Origin of the sequence: Campylobacter concisus, assembly GCF_902460415.1 — a bacterium.
GTDB classification, from domain to species: Bacteria; Campylobacterota; Campylobacteria; order Campylobacterales; family Campylobacteraceae; genus Campylobacter_A; species Campylobacter_A concisus_Y.
On record NZ_CABPTY010000004.1, the window covers coordinates 75,854 to 93,183 of the forward strand.

Here is a 17,330-nt window from a genome sequence, read left to right on the forward strand (position 1 = left end):
TTTAGAGTAATTTAGATGTTAAAAATTCATAATAAATACTTTAAAAAGATTTTGGAGCAAATTTTATAGCCAAGCAAGCTAAACATTAGGTTGAATTTAATTTAAAGTATAAGTAGTTTAGGAGTATTAGATTATTAAACCTCTTTTATAAAGTCAACGGCTTCAAATGGGTTTGAGAAAATATGTTTACTAAATTTCTCCAAATCACTCTTTTGACCATATCCACAAGTTAGACCTACGCCTGTAATAAAAGCAGCTTGTGCAGCCATTAGATCCATAATGGTGTCACCTATCATAAATGCATTATTTTTATCTTTATTAAGTCTATATAAAGCCAAATTTATAGGCTCTGGATTTGGTTTTGGATTAGTAACATCATCTCTTCCAATAACAGTTTTTATATATTTCATAACCCCTAAATGCTCAAGCAAGATAATAGAAAATTTTGAAGTTTTCGTAGTAACTATACCCACATCAGCAAAGCTACCTGCCTCCTTCAATGCTTCACTTGCATAATCTAAGAGTACCGTCTCATCAAGATAAATTTTTTCGTAGCAAGCTTTATACTCTTTTATATAGTTATCAATTAAATTTTTACTTGCACCAAGTCTTTCAAACATTATTTCAAGCGGATGACCAACCAAAGACTTTAATACATTATGGTCTGGCTCTTTTTTGCCATGAGATAAAAAAGCTCTATCAAATCCTTTTAAAATAGCAGAAGTCGAATCAATAAGCGTACCGTCCAAATCAAAAAGTATAGTTTTTTTCATCATTTTCTCCGTAGAAATAAAAAAGGGCCTAGCCGAAGCTAAGCCCCTAAAAGAAGTAACCTTAAACAATAAGATTATTTATTGAAAGTAGCTTCAACACGTCTATTTTGAGCGCGACCTTCTTTAGTTTTATTTGTAGCAATTGGTTTAAGCTCACCGTAGCCAACTGTTGAAATTTTATCCTCGCTTACGCCATAGCCAGCAAGAACATCAGCTACTGCCTTTGCTCTTTTTTCAGATAGTTTTTGGTTATAAGCTTCTGCGCCTACACTATCAGTGTGACCAGCAAGTACAACTTTATAATCTGGGTGTTCGCCCATAAAGTCAGCTACTTTTTTGATCTCAGCTGCATATTTTGGTCCGACTTTATAGCTATCAAATGCAAAGTTAACATCTAGGTCTCTAAGAACGATAACTTTCTCGCATCCTCTTTCGTCAACAACCACGCCAGCTGGAGTGTTAGGGCATTGATCTATATCATTTGGCACGCCATCATTATCATCATCAAGAACTGGAGTTGCTGCTGCAACTGGAGCTGCTGCAACTGGAGCTGCTGCCACAACTGGAGCTGCTTTTGAGTCAAGACCGATACCAAAGCCTAGTGAATAGAATAGGTTATGATCAGCGTGCTCAAATTTGATAGCGTCTCTTGCTTCTGCTTTAAGAGCAAATCTATCAGTTACTTGATATCTTAAACCAAAACCATATTGGCCAAAACCGCCATCTTCATTTTTAACAAAAATAGCTGGAACATCTTCATATCCAGCACCAACTAAGCCATATAGACTAACTGGTCCAAAATCAACTATATCTTTTACAAGATTTGCATGATATCTAAGAACTCTTCCTTCTCTTGTTAAGCTACCTGTTTTTTCTTTTGCTTTTTGAGTGTAATCAACACCAAGCTCTACTTGATCAAAGAAAAAATCTTCAAGATTTCTAGCAGCTCTAACACCAACGAAGTTGTGGTCTTTTACACGTAAATTTCCCTCTGGGTGAACGCCACCAATAGTTGGAGTAACTTCATAATTATATGCTGCGTTAGACGCAAAAACCGCTGTTGCGGCAACCATAGCTAAAGCAATCTTTTTCATATTTAGAATTCCTTTCTTAGGATTTATTTTAAAGTGGTTACATTTTAACTGAATAAAATTTAACCGACTCTAAATCATAATTTAATTAACAATGTAAATTTGAAATTTACACAACTTAAATTTTGCAAATGCAAAAGCACTTGCAAAAATTCATTAACGTTTAGAGAATTGTGGGCTTCTTCTAGCCTTTCTTCTACCAAATTTCTTACGTTCAACAACACGAGAATCTCTAGTTAGCAAGCCTTTTGGTTTAAGTGCTGCTCTAAAATCAGCATCCATATCAGCTAAAGCACGTGAAATACCGTGTCTTAAAGCCTCTGCTTGTGCTGAATAACCACCACCTAAAGTTGTAGCTACTACATCTATTAAACTCTCTTGTTTAGTAACTAGAAGTGGCTGAATTACTTTAAGCTTTATAGCTTCATGTCCACCAAGCCAAGTATTAAGATCCATACCATTTACTACGATTTTACCGCTTCCAGCTTTTATCCAAACCTTTGCTACGGCAGTTTTTCTTTTACCAGTTGCATAAACTTTTGCCATAATTATTTTCCTTCTTTTTTAGCTATTTGTGCCGTATGAGGATGCTCACTGCCAGCATAAACTTTTAGTTTTTTTATCATCTCTCTTCCAAGTTTAGTTTTTGGAAGCATTCCACGAACAGCTAATTTAAATAGTTTTTCTGGCTTATTTGCTATCAAATCGCCAAATTTTTCACTCTTTACACTACCAAAGTATCCTGAGTGTCTGTGATAAAGTTTATCTTCAGCTTTGTTATTACCAGTAAATTCTACTTTTGAAGCATTTATGATGATAACATAGTCGCCACAATCTATGTTTGGCGTGAAGCATGGTTTGTTTTTGCCACGAAGTATAGTTGCTACCTCAGTTAGCAATCTACCAAAACGTTTACCAGCTGCATCAACAACGATCCAGTCTCGCTTAACTTCGTTTGGCTTTGTTATTTTTGTCATTTTCTTACCTTTGCCAAGTTAATTTTTGAGTTGTGATTGTATTTAAACAATGCTTTTATAAAGCTTAAATTAAGTAGCATTTAAACTTCAATATATGAAATTTTTCCATCAAGAGCGTAGAAGATGACGGCGATTATACTATGCTTTGGATAAAATTTACTTATTGCCTCTTTGTATTCTCTAACTTGTCTTTTATTTTCCTCGATATTTTTATCGGTCGTTTTATAGTCAATCACACAAATTTCGCTCTCTCCAATACAAAATAAGTCCATCTGTTTTAGTTCATTTTTTACTTTAAATGGCTGTTCTTTGTAAATTTCTTTATCTTTTACGCACTCTAGAAATTTTGGCTCATTTATTAGCATTTTTGCCCGTTTAAAGGCATCTTCAAGTCTATCAGGTGAGAGAAATTTATAAAATTTATTTAGCATTAAACTCTTAGCTTTTAAAAGCGAATTTTCATCAAATTTTTCACTCATCTCGAGCAAATAGTGAAACGCTAAACCAAAATAGATTGCCTCTAAATTTTTACCGCTCGTTTTTTGCTCTCTTGCTTCTACATCTTGCCTTTCTATCTTTAAAATTTCAGGCATTTTTTCATCTCTTGTAGCATCTTTTTGCTCACCATTGCTAGGTAAAATTTTACCAAAGCTAAACTCTTTTAGATCAAGATAGTCGTTTACTTCGCTTTTATCGCTTCTAGTATAAAAAGAAAAAAAGCTAGGACTATTTCCACTTGGGGCAGCTTGTTTAATGATAATAAGCGACTTTGTGGCTCTTGTAAAGGCGACATAAATTTTATTGATATTTTCTTGCTTCTCAAGCTCTCTCATTTGCTCTAACACACCAGCATACTCAGGGTCAAAATTTTCTCTACCAGAAATTCTACTTTTTACTATCCACTCGCCTTTTTCGCTATATTCTGTTATAAAGTTTGAGTCATCGCCCCTGCCCTTACTCATCATATCGCAAACTATCACGTGAGCAAACTCTAGCCCTTTTGACTTATGAACAGTCATTATCTTTACGCCATCAGCATTTTTAGGACTGATTTTAGAACTGAAATTTTCAAGGTTAAAGATAAAATCGCTTAAATTTTTATAGCCACTGCTTAGCTCAAAAAGCCTTAGAATGTCAACATCAGCCATATTTATATATAAATTTTTAGCTAGATAAAATAGGCTTTTTGCCGCACTATCTTCAGCTTTTATTTTTAGCCTTTTAGGATTTGTATTTACAAGTGCTTTTACATTTTTTTCATAAATTTCTTCACCAAAAAGACAAAATTTCGCATACTCGATGATCGCTGCAACAAACGGCGTTCGCTTTAGCTCCAAGGTGCCTTCATTTACGCTTTTTATCCCCTCACTGCTAAGCACTTCTGAAATAAGGCTGATGTCACTATTTTTCCAGCAAAGCACAGTTATCTCACTTGCATTTACGCCAGCAGCGATCAGCTCTTTTACTTGCGAAACTGCTGCACCCGCGATATCTTCGTTGCTTAGCACACGCAAGTAGCCATAGTCATCTTCCTCGGCTTCAAAATAAGGACACTCGCCACTTACTTTGTAGCTTAGCTCCTTATCTTTTTTAGCTGGTTTTTGCGGCTCAAAGCTAAGCCCATATCTATGATAAATTTCTTCAAAAACAGCGTTATTAAATTTCACCAAAGCCTTTAAGCTGCGGTAGTTGCTAGGTAAATTTTCTACCAAAATTTGCTCAAATTTCTCTCCCAGCTTATCAAAAAGCTCTTTTTTGCCGCCCCTAAATTTATAGATACTCTGCTTCGTATCTCCAACGTAAAAGAAGCTTCCAAGCCCGTTTTGTCCGTATCCTGAAACGATTTCATTGATAATTGGCAAGATGATCTCATATTGGATCACATTTGTATCTTGAAACTCATCTATCAAAAGGTGATTTATGCGACCATCAAGCCTGAAATAAAGCACATCTTTATCAAAATTTTCAACCAAAAGCTTAAAGACCAGCTTATTTATATCAGCAAAACTTAAAGCGTTTATCTCTTTGTTTAGCTCTAAATTTGACGCCTTATAAAGCTTTAATAGCTTGCTAAAGCCACTTAGCCTATACTTTTCGACCTCTAAAATGTAGTTTTTTGCCGCCTCTTTTAGCTCGTTAAAGAGCCTATCAAGCTCACTTGTATAAATTTTACTAAAAGTGCGGTAATCTAGGCTCTCTCTTTCAAAGACCTTATTTTTAAAAAGCTCAAATAAATTTTGCTCTTTAAATGTCTTTTTGGCTGTATCGCTAGCACCATTTTGCAAGGCTATATGCTCATTTATCTCCTTTTGCGCTGCTCTTACCTTGCTATCATCTGGATAGCTTGCACCACTATCTTTTAGCTCACCACCAAAGCTCTCATAAAATTTAGCCAAAGTCTGCGAAAAACTCGCCTCTTTTTGGCTTGAGATTATCATCATGAGTGCAAGCTCACTAAGAAGCTTTTGATCTTTACTTGCCTCTTTTACAAATTTTTTCCACGCCAGATCTTGCAAGCTATCTTGCACGCTGTAATCAGGACTAAGCCCTAAATTTTGACTAAATTTCTTTAGGATTCCAGAGAAAAATGCATCAAATGTATAAATTTTTAGCTCACTTTGCAAAAACCTATCAAGCTTCTCATCGCGTCTTTTTATGACCTCATCTTGGCTCAAACTAAGCTCTTTGCAAAGCTTTTCAAGCTCGTCCTTTTTGTTTTGCAAGTCCAAAAAGGTTGTGATTATGCGCTCTTTCATCTCATTGGCCGCTTTTTTGGTAAAGGTTAGAGCGATGATCTCGTTTATATTTTCGCCTTTAAGCACCAAAGCGATATAACGAACGCTTAAAGCGAATGTTTTTCCGCTTCCAGCACTTGCTTTTAGGGCTAAAAAATCTTTCATAACTCTCTCCTACAAAGTATGGCATACTCGCAAAATTTACAAGCTCCGCTTTTTCTTTCAAAATTTATCTTAGTGTTATTTATGCTCTTTAGATTTTCTATCTCAGCCTTTAGATCATCCACGCTTTTTTTTGAGCTAATAAGCACAAGTTCATTCTTTAGAGCAAAGTAAGCACTTTTTACCTCACTACCATAAAGTGCTTCATAAAATGCAAGCTGAAGCGAGTTCGCATTTGCATCACCAGTTTTATAATCAAGTATAAAAGGTTCGCCATCAGGGCTAGCATCGATCCTATCGATAATGCCTTTTATCTTTACATCACAAAAACTGCTCTCTATGTCTTTTTCGCACTCAAGCACTCTAAAGCCATCACTTAAACGTTCATTTTCAAACTCTGCGTATTCTTTAAATTTCTGCGACCAAATCTCAAGCTCAAGCGAAGAAAAATCTTGCTTTGCAAGTATTTCTTTAAAAATAGCCAAATCAAATATATTTTTTTGTCTATAAAAATCACTTGTGTAGTATTCATAAAGCGCCTTATGCACGCTATTTCCTTGCTTAGATCCTGGCTCAGTTGCTATGGCTTTTGCTCCTTTTATACCAGCTATCTTTGCGTAATAATACTTTCTTGGGCAAGTTAAAAATAAATTTAGTGTCGAAAATGATAGCGGTTTAGTGAAAAAATCATGCTCCAAAATGATCTCATCATCGCTTAAATTTAGGCTTGTATTTCCTTTTAAAAATAGTTTTAAATACGCCTCGTCACTAAATTTCTCATCTTTTATTGTTTTGAAATTTTTTAAAAATCTTGAAGGAATACTCTCTTCGTTTAAAACACAGCTTATGGCGACCTTTTTGGCATTGTTTATAAGACTTTCGTAGTAAAATCTCTGCAAATTTTCACGCTCAAGGTAGCTTATAAGTCCTGCTTTTTGCCTCACTTTTGAATTTAAAAACATCTCATTTGTGCTTCTTGCTGGGATGAAGTTATCATTAAAATCAACTATGATCACGCCATCAAATTTCATTCCACGGCTCTCTAGCATGCCCATGACACTGATCTTTCCACCACCCACATCATCGATACTAAGACGCGAGATATTTAGCAAAAAAATTTCAATTAACTGCTTTAAGCTAAAGCTAAAATACCTACATAAATTCTCAATCCTAAAAAGCTCAAGCGCGAGCTTTTCTTCGCATCTTGGCTCATTTTCAAGCATTAAAAGCTCATCTATTAGCTCTTTAAATTTAGCAAAATCGCAAAGATCAAAGTAGCTTGATTTAAATTTATTAAAAAGCTCTTCACTTACGCCAAGCGTGCTCAAGATAAAGCCAAGCTCCTCGTAGCTCTCACACTTGCTTTGATCAAAAACCGGCCTTGCCTCTTCATTGATCGCTCTTGAGATGTAGTAAAGCGTCTCATAAAATTTTGTATCTTTAAAGCTCTCGCCCATAGCGTAGTTAAAAATTTTATTGCTATCATGAAGCCTTAAAATTTCACTAAAACTCTCATCTGGCAATATAACAGCGATGTTTTCAGGCTTTATGCCCTCACGCACAAACTCGCTCGCCTTTGCCATAGCGTAGGCACATTGCAGGCTTCTAGTGGCAAATCGCTTCTCTAAAACTGGCTCAAATTTTTTGATATTTTCTAAGCAAATTAGCTCATTTGTCTTTAAATCTAGCTCATATTTTTTGTAATTTTCAATCTCGCTAATAGCTGAAATTTGCTTTATTTTATTGATTAGCTTTGTATTGAAAACACTAGTTTGAAAGATAATTTTTAGCGTAGTTAGCTTTGATATTTTCTCTAAAATTTCCCACTCAAATTCGCTTAAAATTCCATCTATGTGTAGTGAAATTTTACTAAAGCTTCTGATATAGCCTTCATTAATGGAGTAAATTTTTGGCAAGGTTATATCATCGTAGAGATTTTCTCTATCAAGCAAGCTCTCATACTCTTTTAAAACCTCTTCAAGTATGTTTAAATGCTCCTCAAAGTTAGCGTAAATATCGTTAAATTTGATCTCAGCAATACTCTTTTTACTAATAGCTAGCTCTTTAAAAAATGAAAAAAGATAGTCATTATTTTTCAAAAATTCAAAAAACTCAGTTGGAATTTTAAGAACCGAGTTTGCCTTTTTGACGCTAGCACAGGCTCTATTCATAAGCACTAAAGCATAGGTGCTATCAATCTCAAACCTACCATCTACATAAACTATCTTTTTATAAAACTCAGCAATACTTAGGCTTTTTGGGATTAGCTCATCATTAAAACTTGCATTAAATTCACGAATCTTACGCGAGTTCGTAAAGACAAAAAGTTGGTTTAGGTTATGCATTTTTCTCTCTTAAATTTTTAAGCAATGATAGCTAAATGCTTATAAAAGAGCGCTTTTTACGCTTAGCCAAAGCTTTAAATTTTCATCTAAATACATTAAAATTTTAAGCCTTAAAGAGCCAAAAGCTACAATCACAAAAAAGGAGCAAAAATGCATAAAGAGTTAAACAGACAAGGTTTTTACTACGGCTTTCCGGTTTTGCTAGCCACCACAAAAGATAAAAATGCAAACGATGATATCACGGTGCTTTCATCTTCTTGGACATTGGGGAACACAGTAGTGCTTGGCATAGGTATTGAAAATCAAGGCTTTAAAAATATCAAAAATGGTTCAGATATCACGCTAAATTTGTGTGATGAAAGCCTACTAGAAGCTGTGCAAAAAATGGAAAAACTAACTGGCGATAGTAACGTACCAGAAGAAAAAAAGAATCTTGGCTACACCTACGAGCACGACAATTTTAAGGTGGCAAATCTCAGCAAAGAGCCTGGCATAAATGCAAAAACCGTCAGGATAAAAGAGTGCAAGATACAGATAGAAACGGTTGTAGAAAAGATAGAGTTAAAAGAGTGGTTTAGCATCGTTACTTGTAAGATTACAGGCATTTTTGTAGATGAAAATTTACTAAAAGATGAAAAGATAGACACGCAAAAATGGCATCCATTAATCTATAAATTTAAAGAATATGTCGGCACTTGCGAGCGTTTGGGATTAAATTTTGGATTTAAAGAGATTTGATTTATAGTTTTATTTGATAAAAACTTAGTATTTTAGTTTTAGCCAAAAAGATTAGTTTGTTAAAATTTAAGCCCAGCTTTGAGATCTTTCTCAGATGCCAAAGCTGCGATTTTAAGATCATTTTGTGACATTAAGATCAAATTTATAATACCTTGTATCATTGGTGTCACTTAGCCTTAAAAGTAGCTGCCACCTGCCTTCTTTTAGACTTGTTTCTTCGCTTACTAGATCATTTTCTTGCCATGAAGCTCTTAAAATTTTATTTTCTTTATTTGTCTGTGGGCGAGTAAGTAAAATTTCATATTTTAAAGCTGAAATTTCTCCTTTTTTTGGAGTTAGATGAAATTTAAGCTTAGCATTTAAGGCGTTAAAATTTGGCTCAAATTTTAGATCAAATTTCTCATCGAAGCGTTTTTCACTCTCTTTGATAAAGGTTATATTTTCATCGACATTTTGGTAGCTTTGCATATAGGAGCTATCCATCTCGACTGGATGTTTTAGTGCTATAATGATCGTTACTGCACAAGCGATAATGATAGCAATGAAGCTAAGCACAATAGCATAAGGCCAAAAGGTTTTTTTATCCATTTTTTACCTTTTTATAAAAGACAACAATTACAAAAAATGCAACCAAACCATAGATGAAAAATCTTAAAAAATTTAATGTAGTTTTGTTTGAATTTCCAACACTACTTTCAAGCTGTAAATTTAAGCTAGATGCGATTTGCTCGGCAATATCAGCGTAGCCATTTAATATAGCAGCATTATAGACATCTTTGCCATTTTTAGAAACCAAAATAGGAATTATCGTTCCTGATTCTGGATTTACGCTTAAAATTTGTTCTTTATTAAAAAGCTTTGAAGTATTAGCATCGGCAAAAATTTCTACTTTCTTTTTATCCTTTATAAGCAGCAAAAAAGCATAAGGTGAGCTAAGGTTTTGCTCTTTAAAAAGAGCTTCTAGCTCACCATCTTTATATATACCGACTGCTAAATTTATACCGCTTTTTGCGTAAAGCTCACTGCCGATCTCATTTAGCTTTACACTTACTTTTTGGCTTAGGATTTCATCATTATTTATCACAAAATTTGCTCCCAAAGCCAAACTTTGTGAGAGCAAAAATATAAAAATGAGTATAAATTTTCTCACACCTAGCCTACAAAAAGGTGGTTTGATGTAAGCACTGACCACGCACAAATAGCTCCTGCAACAACTATCAGCAAGATTATGGCTTTTTCTATTATGCCTAGCATCACTACTCCTTTATAATGACATGTTTAGCGTTGTCAACGCTCTTCATCTCAATGCTACTTGCGTCTTTTAATGAGTAAGGCTTGGTTGCTACATCTTTTTGCAAGCCAATACCAATATAAGTAAGTACGCCAAGGATAGATAGCAAAAGCAAAACTGCCACCAAATAACCGCTAATGCCATTTAAAGCAAAGATATTTCTATTTTTATTTTCCATTATTCGCCCTTTGATAGCGATATGACATATTCGCCAACTGCTTTTTGTTGTATCTCGTTTAATCTGCCATCATTAAATTTAGGCATAACACCAATGTTGCCGTTTTTACCACGATTTAGTACATCTACGATGAACTCACTTGAACCATATTTACTAAGATCAGCCGACATACCATCCATGCCTTTGCCATCATCTCCGTGACAAGCTGCACAAGCTACGTAAAGCTCTTTTCCCATAGCTACTAAATTTTCATTTTTTGTACTTTTTATAGCACTTATCTCTTTTGCTACATAAGCTGCGATAGCCTTTGCTCCATCAGCATCAGCTAGCCCTGCTGGCATCTCGCCCATAGGATAATCAAGCCCTTTTGAGCCATTTAGTATCGTATCAACTATTCCTTGTTCGCTACCCCAAATTTGTAAATTTGCAGCTTTGCCACCAATACCATCGCCTGTGATACCATGACATGCTGAGCATTGCACTAAAAATACGCTCTCTCCCATAGCATGAAGCGTTTCTTTGCTTGGGTTTGCATACTCTTTTTCAAATTTAGCGTTTGCCTCTTTTACCTCTTTATTATATTCACCGATTTGTGAGTAAGAATTTAGTGGATAACCAAGTAAATAATACCAAATCGCCCAAACAAGCGTTAGTAAAAAAACTACTGCCCAACCAAATGGAACTGGATTTTTATACTCGCCTATCCCATCCCAGTTGTGCTCGCTAAGCTCTACGCTTTCATCTTTTTTAACTTTCATTTGACCAACATACTTGCCAGCTACAACGACAGTTAGTACGATAATTAAGATGGCACCTATTAACGCAAGTAAATTTATATTATCTTCTAAATTTAGCCATTGCATACGCTCTCCTTTGTAGCCTTTTGCTCTAAAATTTTACTACCGATCTCATCATCTAGGGCTAATTTCGAATACTTCTCATAATTTCTTCTACCTTGCTTTTCACTTTTGTAAAGATGAAAAAAATAAGCGTACAAAGTGATAGCTAAGAATGCTGTCAAAATAAAATAGCCATAAGCTTGAAGTTCTCTAATATCCATTACTAACTCCTATTTTAGACTATTTAGATAGGCGATAAGTGCTACGATCTGGCGAATTTCACCTTTTTCAAAAGCTTGTTTAACCTGCTCATCTTTCATATTTTCAACGATACTTGCAGCCTGCTCTTTCACGTTAGCATTTGCTTGCTCAAAAGTACCAAGAGCTGGCATATCTTTCTCATCATAAGGCGTGTTAAAGACCTTTTTAACAGTTAGTGCTTCAGCGTAAGCAGTCTCGATATCAGCATTTTTCTTAAATAAAAATGGATATGCTGGCATGATCGAGCCTGGCACTACAGAGGCTGGATTTAGCATGTGATTTTCATGCCAATCTGTCGTTCTATAATTACCCACACGCATAAGATCTGGACCAGTTCTTTTTGAACCCCAAAGATGCGGACGATCATAAGCAAATTCGCCGCTTAACGAGTACATGCCATATCTATCAGTCTCAGCTTTAAACGGGCGTATCATCTGTGAGTGACAAGTATTGCAACCATTTTGTATATATATATTTTTTCCAGCAAGCTCTAAAACTGTATAAGGCTTTGTACCCTCAAGTGGTCTAGCTCTATTTGCAAAATCAGGTAAAATTTCTACCACGCCAGCGTAAGCTATGACAATAAAGACGCAAACTGCAAAAAAGAATGGATTTTTTTCTAACCAAGCAAACATCACATCACCTCCGCATTGGCTTTAGTACCGCCCATAGGCGTTGCACTTTTTGGCTCTGCCAAAATAGCTTTAGCAGAAGTTGATTTGTAGATATTGTAAGCAAACATCAAAAAGCCAATCAAATACAAAAGTCCGCCAATAGCTCTAATGTAATAATAAGGTATAAGCACTACAACAGTATCAATAAATGAGTAGAGTAAATTTCCATAGCTGTCAGTCGCTCTCCACATCATACCTTGTGTGATACCGGCGATCCACATCGAAGCAAAGTATAAAACGATACCTGTTGTTTGTATCCAAAATTGAGCTTCCATTAAGGATTTTGAATAAATTTCGCGCTTAAAGACACGTGGCGTCATGTGATAAAGTGCTGCCATAGTCATAAAACCAACCCAGCCAAGTGCGCCATCATGTACGTGTCCTGGCACCCAGTCAGTATAGTGAGCTAGTGCATTTACAGATTTAATAGCTAAGATAGGGCCTTCAAGAGTTGAAAACATATAAAAAGTTGAAGCTAGAATCATAAATTTAATAAGCGGACTCTCGCGAAGTTGTGTCCATTCGCCTTTCATTGTAAGAAGCATATTAATAGCTGAACCCCAAGAAGGTAAAATCAAAACAATAGAAAAAACCGAACCCATAGTCTGCATCCAATCAGGCACAGCAGTATATATTAGGTGGTGACCGCCAGCCCAAAGATAGATAAACATAAGGCCCCAGAATGAAAATAACGAAAGCTTATAAGAAAATATTGGCTGTCCGCTCTCTTTTGGTAAGAAATAATAAATTTGAGCGATGATCGCTACCGTAAACACAAATGCAACTGCGTTGTGACCGTACCACCACTGAACCAAGGCATCATTTGAGCCAGCATACATTGAAACTGAGTGTAGCCATGAGCCATATCCACTAACTAGTCTTGTTGGAATTTCCATGTTATTAAATAGATAAAGCATAGCAACACCAAGAAATGTAGCAATGTAATACCAAACTGAAATGTAAAGTGTCTTCTCACGGCGTATACCAATAAGTCCAAATATACTTACGCCCCAAAGCACCCAGACTATTACTACTGCAATATCTAGTGGCCACTCAAGCTCGGCATACTCCTTAGATGTACTCTCGCCCATAAAAAGTGTCACAACAGCTAGAATCATAACAAGTATATAAAGCCAAAAATGAAGCTTACCAATGAACATCAAAAACGGAGATTCACTCATTGACACTTTTAGAACACGCTGTCCTATGTAATACCAAGTGGCAAATATACCAGAGAGCATAAAACCAAAAATGATACCATTAGTATGAAGAGGACGCAATCTACCAAATGCCGAATACTCACCAGCTATATAGTTTAGATCAGGACAGGCAAGCTGAAAAGCTACCAAAACACCAATAGCCATGCCAACAATACCAAAAAATATCGTGGAGAACATAAAGAGTTTTGCCACACTATAATCATAATGTAGCAACTGGGATGGTCTCATAAATTTTCCTCCTAGTTAAATTTATATTAATTTTCGGTTATTTTAGAGTAGAAAAACTATAAAAAGACTTAATTAATATAAATTCTCTTTTACTAGGAGAGTCTTCTATCTATTTTGTAACCAAGTCCAGGAACATTTTTTATAAAATTACTACCGACTTTATCTCTGACACGTTTAACAAAGGTCCTAATAGCAGCCTCTGTCACGCTCTCGCCAACCCAAACAACATTTTTTATTTCATCGTGAAGTACAAGCGTACCAAGTCTTTTTATGAGTAAAGATATAAAAGCAAGTTCTTTTTTCGTAAGAGAAATTTCAACACCATCTCTGATAAGCACACGTTTTATTTTATTAAAACTATATCCATTTGTAACCTGAATAATATTTGCTGTTTCTATCTTATTTTTAGCGACATTTTCTAAAGTAACCAAAAAATCATCAAGATCAATCGGCTTTAAAACGTATTTATCAATACCAACATCTATCGCTTTTAGAAGTGTTTCTTTTTCACTATTTGTGCTAAAAACTATAATAGGTGTATCTTTTGAAATTTCTTTAATGCTTTTAGCCATATCAAGACCATTCATTATAGGCATAAAAACGTCTGTTATAACCATATTTGGATTATATTTTTTAAATTTCTTAAGTCCTTCATCGCCATTTTGAGCAGTGATAACTTTTTCGAATTTATCTCGCATAACTTCTTGTACTATTTTTTTACCATCTCCCTCATTCTCAACGATAAGAACAGTTAGATTATTAAGAATCTTGCTCATTTATTCTTCCTTTTTGGTTATATTTATCAAACATCATAAATTTTGACGTAATTAACAATTATTTCTCTCGCTTTGCCATCTTAGGCATTTGCTCTATACCCTAAAAATGATAGATAAATTCCATTTATTATCATTATGCTAGCCGAAATCTTAAACATTATATCTTTAAATTTTTCATTTAAAATCCCAAATACAAAGCTAGCTAAAAGCATGGCTGGCAATGTACAAAGACCAAATACAAGCATTATAAAAGCCGAATCAATAAAATTTGCACTTAAAATCCCAAGTGCCAAAAAATAATAAACCACACCACAAGGCAAAAAGCCATTTAGAAAACCAAGTAATAAAAAATTTGCTAAATTTTTCTTTTGAATCCTTGTTTTTGCAATTCTTACTACAAAATTAAGCGCCTTTTGATTCTCTACAAATTTTAAAAGCTCACCCCTAAAAAGCAAGGCAATACCGATAAACGCGATCATTAAGCCAATTATGAAAAATATCACACCTCTTACTTGCATGCTAAAGCTAATAACAGCTCCAAAGGCGCCAAACAAAGCTCCTAAAACTACATAAGCAAAAATTCTAGCTAAACTATAAAGTGTGCTTAGCATTAAAATTTCTCTCTTGCTTTTGCCTTTAAAAAATAGAGTCTGTAAGCTCAAAAATCCGCTACACATACCTACACAATGACTAAAGCTACCTAAAAATGCAACTGAGATAATCATGTAAAGGTTTATATTTTGCATCTTATAAAATTTCTAAAAACTGCTTAAATATATATTTGCTCTCGCTTGGGCCACCACTTGCTTCTGGGTGGTGCTGGACCGAAAAGATCGGATAGTCTTTGTATCTCACGCCCTCGATCGTGTTGTCAAATAAATTTCTATGCGTCACAACAGCTACTTCTGCGATACTCTCTGGCACGTTGTAGTTGTGATTTTGTGTTGTTATCTCGATCGCTTTTGTCTCTAAATTTAGCACTGGGTGATTTGCTCCATGCTGACCAAATTTAAGCTTATATGTCTCGTATCCAAAGGCGTTTGAGAGTAACTGATGTCCAAGACAGATACCAAATATAGGTATCTTAGCCTCAATCATCTTTTTGATCTCGCCTATTTCGGCCTTTAAATTTTTTGGCTCACCAGGACCATTTGATAAAAATACCCCATTTATCTCACCATTTTTAAATTTTTCTATTAAAATTTCAGCCTTAGTGTCGTGTGGCACGACGATAACTTCAAGACCAGTTTCACATAGCTCGTTTAAGATATTTCTCTTTACGCCAAAGTCAAAAACAGCTATCTTTTTACCAATACTTTTTAACGGCTTATATGACTTTAAATTTCTATCCCAAGCACCTTTTTTATGCTCATATTCATCCATCGCACTAACTGTTTTTACGTAGTTTATATTTTCGATACGCCCGCTACTTTCAAGCCTGCGTTTTAGCTCGTCTTTATCGCTTATTTGTGTTGAGATATAAGCCATCAAGGCACCTTCATCACGTAGCATCTTTGTAAGGTATCTAGTATCAATGTCATAAACGCCAAATTTACCTTGCTCTTCGAAAAATTTTCCCAAAGATTTTTGCGAGCGGTAGTTTGACGGAGTCTCGTTGTAGCTTCTCATTATAACGCCACTTGCATGAATTCTAAGACTCTCCATATCGTCTTCGTTTATACCTACTATGCCTATTTCTGGCATAGTAAAGACGATAAACTGACCAGCATAGCTTGGATCGCTCATGATCTCTTCATAGCCAGTCATCGAGGTATTAAAGACGAGCTCACCTGCACACTCGCCGTGAGCACCAAAAGCTTTTGCTTCTAAAAAAATACCATTTTCAATATAGATGTAAGCTTTCATTAAAGCATGCCTCTTTTTTTAAGCTCATCTTGATATAAACGCTCAAAGACAAGATCATATTCATCAGTTCCTGGGATTAGCTTATGTTTATAGTTTTGTATCATTTCATAGACATCATCTTCTATCTTCTCATAGCTTTTTAAGTACTCGTCTATTGAGTTATAAATCACATTTTTTACGCGATTTTCAGATACATTATAATCAACAAGGCCGCTCTTCCAAATAGTTTCAAGCACTTTGTGAGCGATATTACTAAATCTATCTTCGTGGGTTAAGATTACATCAAATTCACCTGCAAGCTTCTTTTTAACGAGCCAAAACATATTTTTGCGGTCAATTTGCATAGTTTGCATCTCGTCTTCATTTTTCTCCAAAAGCTCATTTACTCGTTCATCTAAAGCTCTTTCTTTTTGAATATCGACTGTTAAAATTTCACTTGTTTTTGCTACGATTGGCTCAATGCCTTTATTTAGTCTTACGAAACCACAATTTAGAAGATCTATTGCTATTTTATGTGAAATATACGGAACGTGTGGGAGTTTTAAACGCATTTTAAACCTTTAAATTTTTATGCCATTTTAACTAAATAAAGGTAAAACTTTACTTTGAAATTTTAACGACTTTATTATTATCGCTTCTTAAAAAATAAATTTCTCTTCGTCCTTCATAAAGTATCTTTCCATCAGTCTTTTGCTCATTTTCTAAATTTGATGAAATATCTAAAGATAGCGATTTGCTCATAAAATAATTCTCTCCTAAAGTGCGTCCAAAGTCAGGATACCAACTAAAAGCACAAACTATCAGCAAAACCAAATAAAAGGCTCTAAAAATTTTTCTAAAAGGCGCGTAAAAAAAGCAATATCCAAATATAAAAAATACAGGCAAAAGCCATAAGAAAGGCACGTTATCAACAAAAATAACATTAAAATACTCGCTTATGCCATAGTAAGAAAAGTAGTTGTTGTAAATTCCAACAAATAGCGTAAAAATAGGAGCAAGGACAAATATAATACCCGTAAATAAAGCATTTAAAATTTTCATAATCTCTCCTTTTGAGTGAGATTATATTAAACATAAGCTTTAATATTACTAGATTTATGAAAGCTAGACTAAAATTCAAGGCAAAATACCATACATAGACATATACTGCTTCCAGCAATACTTTAAAAACAGTTT

At 34.9% G+C, this 17,330-nt stretch carries 19 protein-coding genes; 1 reads left to right on the forward strand and 18 read right to left on the reverse strand.

Annotated elements, in window-relative coordinates:
- Window positions 1-134 precede the first annotated feature (134 nt).
- The 6 genes from FZ940_RS08320 to FZ940_RS08345 all read right to left on the reverse strand — a co-directional run bounded on the left by FZ940_RS08320 (window position 135) and on the right by FZ940_RS08345 (window position 8,083).
- Window positions 135-773, reverse strand: coding sequence for an HAD family hydrolase (locus FZ940_RS08320; protein WP_148822219.1), 639 nt, complete (start codon window positions 771-773; stop codon window positions 135-137).
- Window positions 774-847: 74 nt separating this feature from the next.
- Window positions 848-1,867, reverse strand: coding sequence for an OmpA family protein (locus tag FZ940_RS08325; protein ID WP_148822220.1), 1,020 nt, complete (start codon window positions 1,865-1,867; stop codon window positions 848-850).
- Between the two features lie 153 nt (window positions 1,868-2,020).
- The gene (gene rpsI / locus FZ940_RS08330; RefSeq protein ID WP_021084780.1) at window positions 2,021-2,410 is read right to left on the reverse strand and encodes a 30S ribosomal protein S9; all 390 of its coding nucleotides are present in this window, start codon (window positions 2,408-2,410) and stop codon (window positions 2,021-2,023) included.
- A 2-nt stretch (window positions 2,411-2,412) separates the two neighbouring features.
- On the reverse strand, window positions 2,413-2,841 hold the full coding sequence (rplM, locus tag FZ940_RS08335) for a 50S ribosomal protein L13 (protein WP_087581740.1): 429 nt from the start codon (window positions 2,839-2,841) through the stop codon (window positions 2,413-2,415).
- A gap of 80 nt (window positions 2,842-2,921) precedes the next feature.
- Complete coding sequence (locus FZ940_RS08340) at window positions 2,922-5,741, reverse strand: RecB-like helicase (protein ID WP_148822221.1); 2,820 nt, start codon at window positions 5,739-5,741, stop codon at window positions 2,922-2,924.
- Window positions 5,738-8,083 carry a PD-(D/E)XK nuclease family protein gene (locus tag FZ940_RS08345; protein ID WP_148822222.1) on the reverse strand — a complete coding sequence of 782 codons (2,346 nt, stop codon included), beginning with the start codon at window positions 8,081-8,083 and terminating at the stop codon, window positions 5,738-5,740. The genes FZ940_RS08340 and FZ940_RS08345 overlap by 4 nt, the downstream gene beginning before the upstream one ends.
- Window positions 8,084-8,233: 150 nt before the next feature.
- Between FZ940_RS08345 and FZ940_RS08350 the strand changes: the two genes are divergently transcribed.
- Window positions 8,234-8,821 carry a flavin reductase gene (locus FZ940_RS08350; RefSeq protein ID WP_148822223.1) on the forward strand — a complete coding sequence of 196 codons (588 nt, stop codon included), beginning with the start codon at window positions 8,234-8,236 and terminating at the stop codon, window positions 8,819-8,821.
- Window positions 8,822-8,938: 117 nt separating this feature from the next.
- Here FZ940_RS08350 and FZ940_RS08355 read toward each other — a convergent pair whose 3' ends face one another.
- The 12 genes from FZ940_RS08355 to FZ940_RS08410 form a co-directional block, all read right to left on the reverse strand.
- A complete protein-coding gene (locus FZ940_RS08355) occupies window positions 8,939-9,409 on the reverse strand; it encodes a FixH family protein (protein ID WP_107858451.1) in 471 nt (156 codons plus the stop codon).
- The gene (locus tag FZ940_RS08360) at window positions 9,402-9,971 is read right to left on the reverse strand and encodes a hypothetical protein (RefSeq protein WP_107858450.1); all 570 of its coding nucleotides are present in this window, start codon (window positions 9,969-9,971) and stop codon (window positions 9,402-9,404) included. Before FZ940_RS08360 ends, FZ940_RS08355 begins: the two co-directional genes overlap by 8 nt.
- 106 nt (window positions 9,972-10,077) lie before the next feature.
- Window positions 10,078-10,290 (reverse strand): DUF4006 family protein, encoded by a 213-nt coding sequence (locus FZ940_RS08365; protein WP_021090794.1) that lies wholly within the window; start codon window positions 10,288-10,290, stop codon window positions 10,078-10,080.
- Window positions 10,290-11,153 carry a cbb3-type cytochrome c oxidase N-terminal domain-containing protein gene (locus FZ940_RS08370; RefSeq protein WP_087578301.1) on the reverse strand — a complete coding sequence of 288 codons (864 nt, stop codon included), beginning with the start codon at window positions 11,151-11,153 and terminating at the stop codon, window positions 10,290-10,292. Before FZ940_RS08370 ends, FZ940_RS08365 begins: the two co-directional genes overlap by 1 nt.
- Window positions 11,141-11,350 (reverse strand): cytochrome c oxidase, cbb3-type, CcoQ subunit, encoded by a 210-nt coding sequence (locus FZ940_RS08375; protein ID WP_054196093.1) that lies wholly within the window; start codon window positions 11,348-11,350, stop codon window positions 11,141-11,143. Before FZ940_RS08375 ends, FZ940_RS08370 begins: the two co-directional genes overlap by 13 nt.
- Before the next feature lie 9 nt (window positions 11,351-11,359).
- On the reverse strand, window positions 11,360-12,025 hold the full coding sequence (gene ccoO / locus FZ940_RS08380; RefSeq protein ID WP_107769777.1) for a cytochrome-c oxidase, cbb3-type subunit II: 666 nt from the start codon (window positions 12,023-12,025) through the stop codon (window positions 11,360-11,362).
- Window positions 12,025-13,512: a cytochrome-c oxidase, cbb3-type subunit I gene (ccoN, locus tag FZ940_RS08385; RefSeq protein WP_148822224.1), complete on the reverse strand. Its 1,488-nt coding sequence runs from the start codon at window positions 13,510-13,512 to the stop codon at window positions 12,025-12,027. Before ccoN ends, ccoO begins: the two co-directional genes overlap by 1 nt.
- Window positions 13,513-13,604: 92 nt before the next feature.
- On the reverse strand, window positions 13,605-14,288 hold the full coding sequence (locus FZ940_RS08390; protein WP_021090989.1) for a response regulator transcription factor: 684 nt from the start codon (window positions 14,286-14,288) through the stop codon (window positions 13,605-13,607).
- Window positions 14,289-14,368: 80 nt separating this feature from the next.
- Window positions 14,369-15,034, reverse strand: coding sequence for a sulfite exporter TauE/SafE family protein (locus tag FZ940_RS08395; protein WP_262367629.1), 666 nt, complete (start codon window positions 15,032-15,034; stop codon window positions 14,369-14,371).
- 1 nt (window position 15,035) lies between these two features.
- Window positions 15,036-16,154: a glutamine-hydrolyzing carbamoyl-phosphate synthase small subunit gene (gene carA, locus FZ940_RS08400; protein ID WP_148822225.1), complete on the reverse strand. Its 1,119-nt coding sequence runs from the start codon at window positions 16,152-16,154 to the stop codon at window positions 15,036-15,038.
- The gene (locus tag FZ940_RS08405) at window positions 16,154-16,705 is read right to left on the reverse strand and encodes a DUF507 family protein (RefSeq protein ID WP_087578297.1); all 552 of its coding nucleotides are present in this window, start codon (window positions 16,703-16,705) and stop codon (window positions 16,154-16,156) included. Before FZ940_RS08405 ends, carA begins: the two co-directional genes overlap by 1 nt.
- A gap of 49 nt (window positions 16,706-16,754) precedes the next feature.
- Window positions 16,755-17,195, reverse strand: coding sequence for an isoleucyl-tRNA synthetase (locus FZ940_RS08410; RefSeq protein WP_148822226.1), 441 nt, complete (start codon window positions 17,193-17,195; stop codon window positions 16,755-16,757).
- Window positions 17,196-17,330 lie beyond the last annotated feature (135 nt).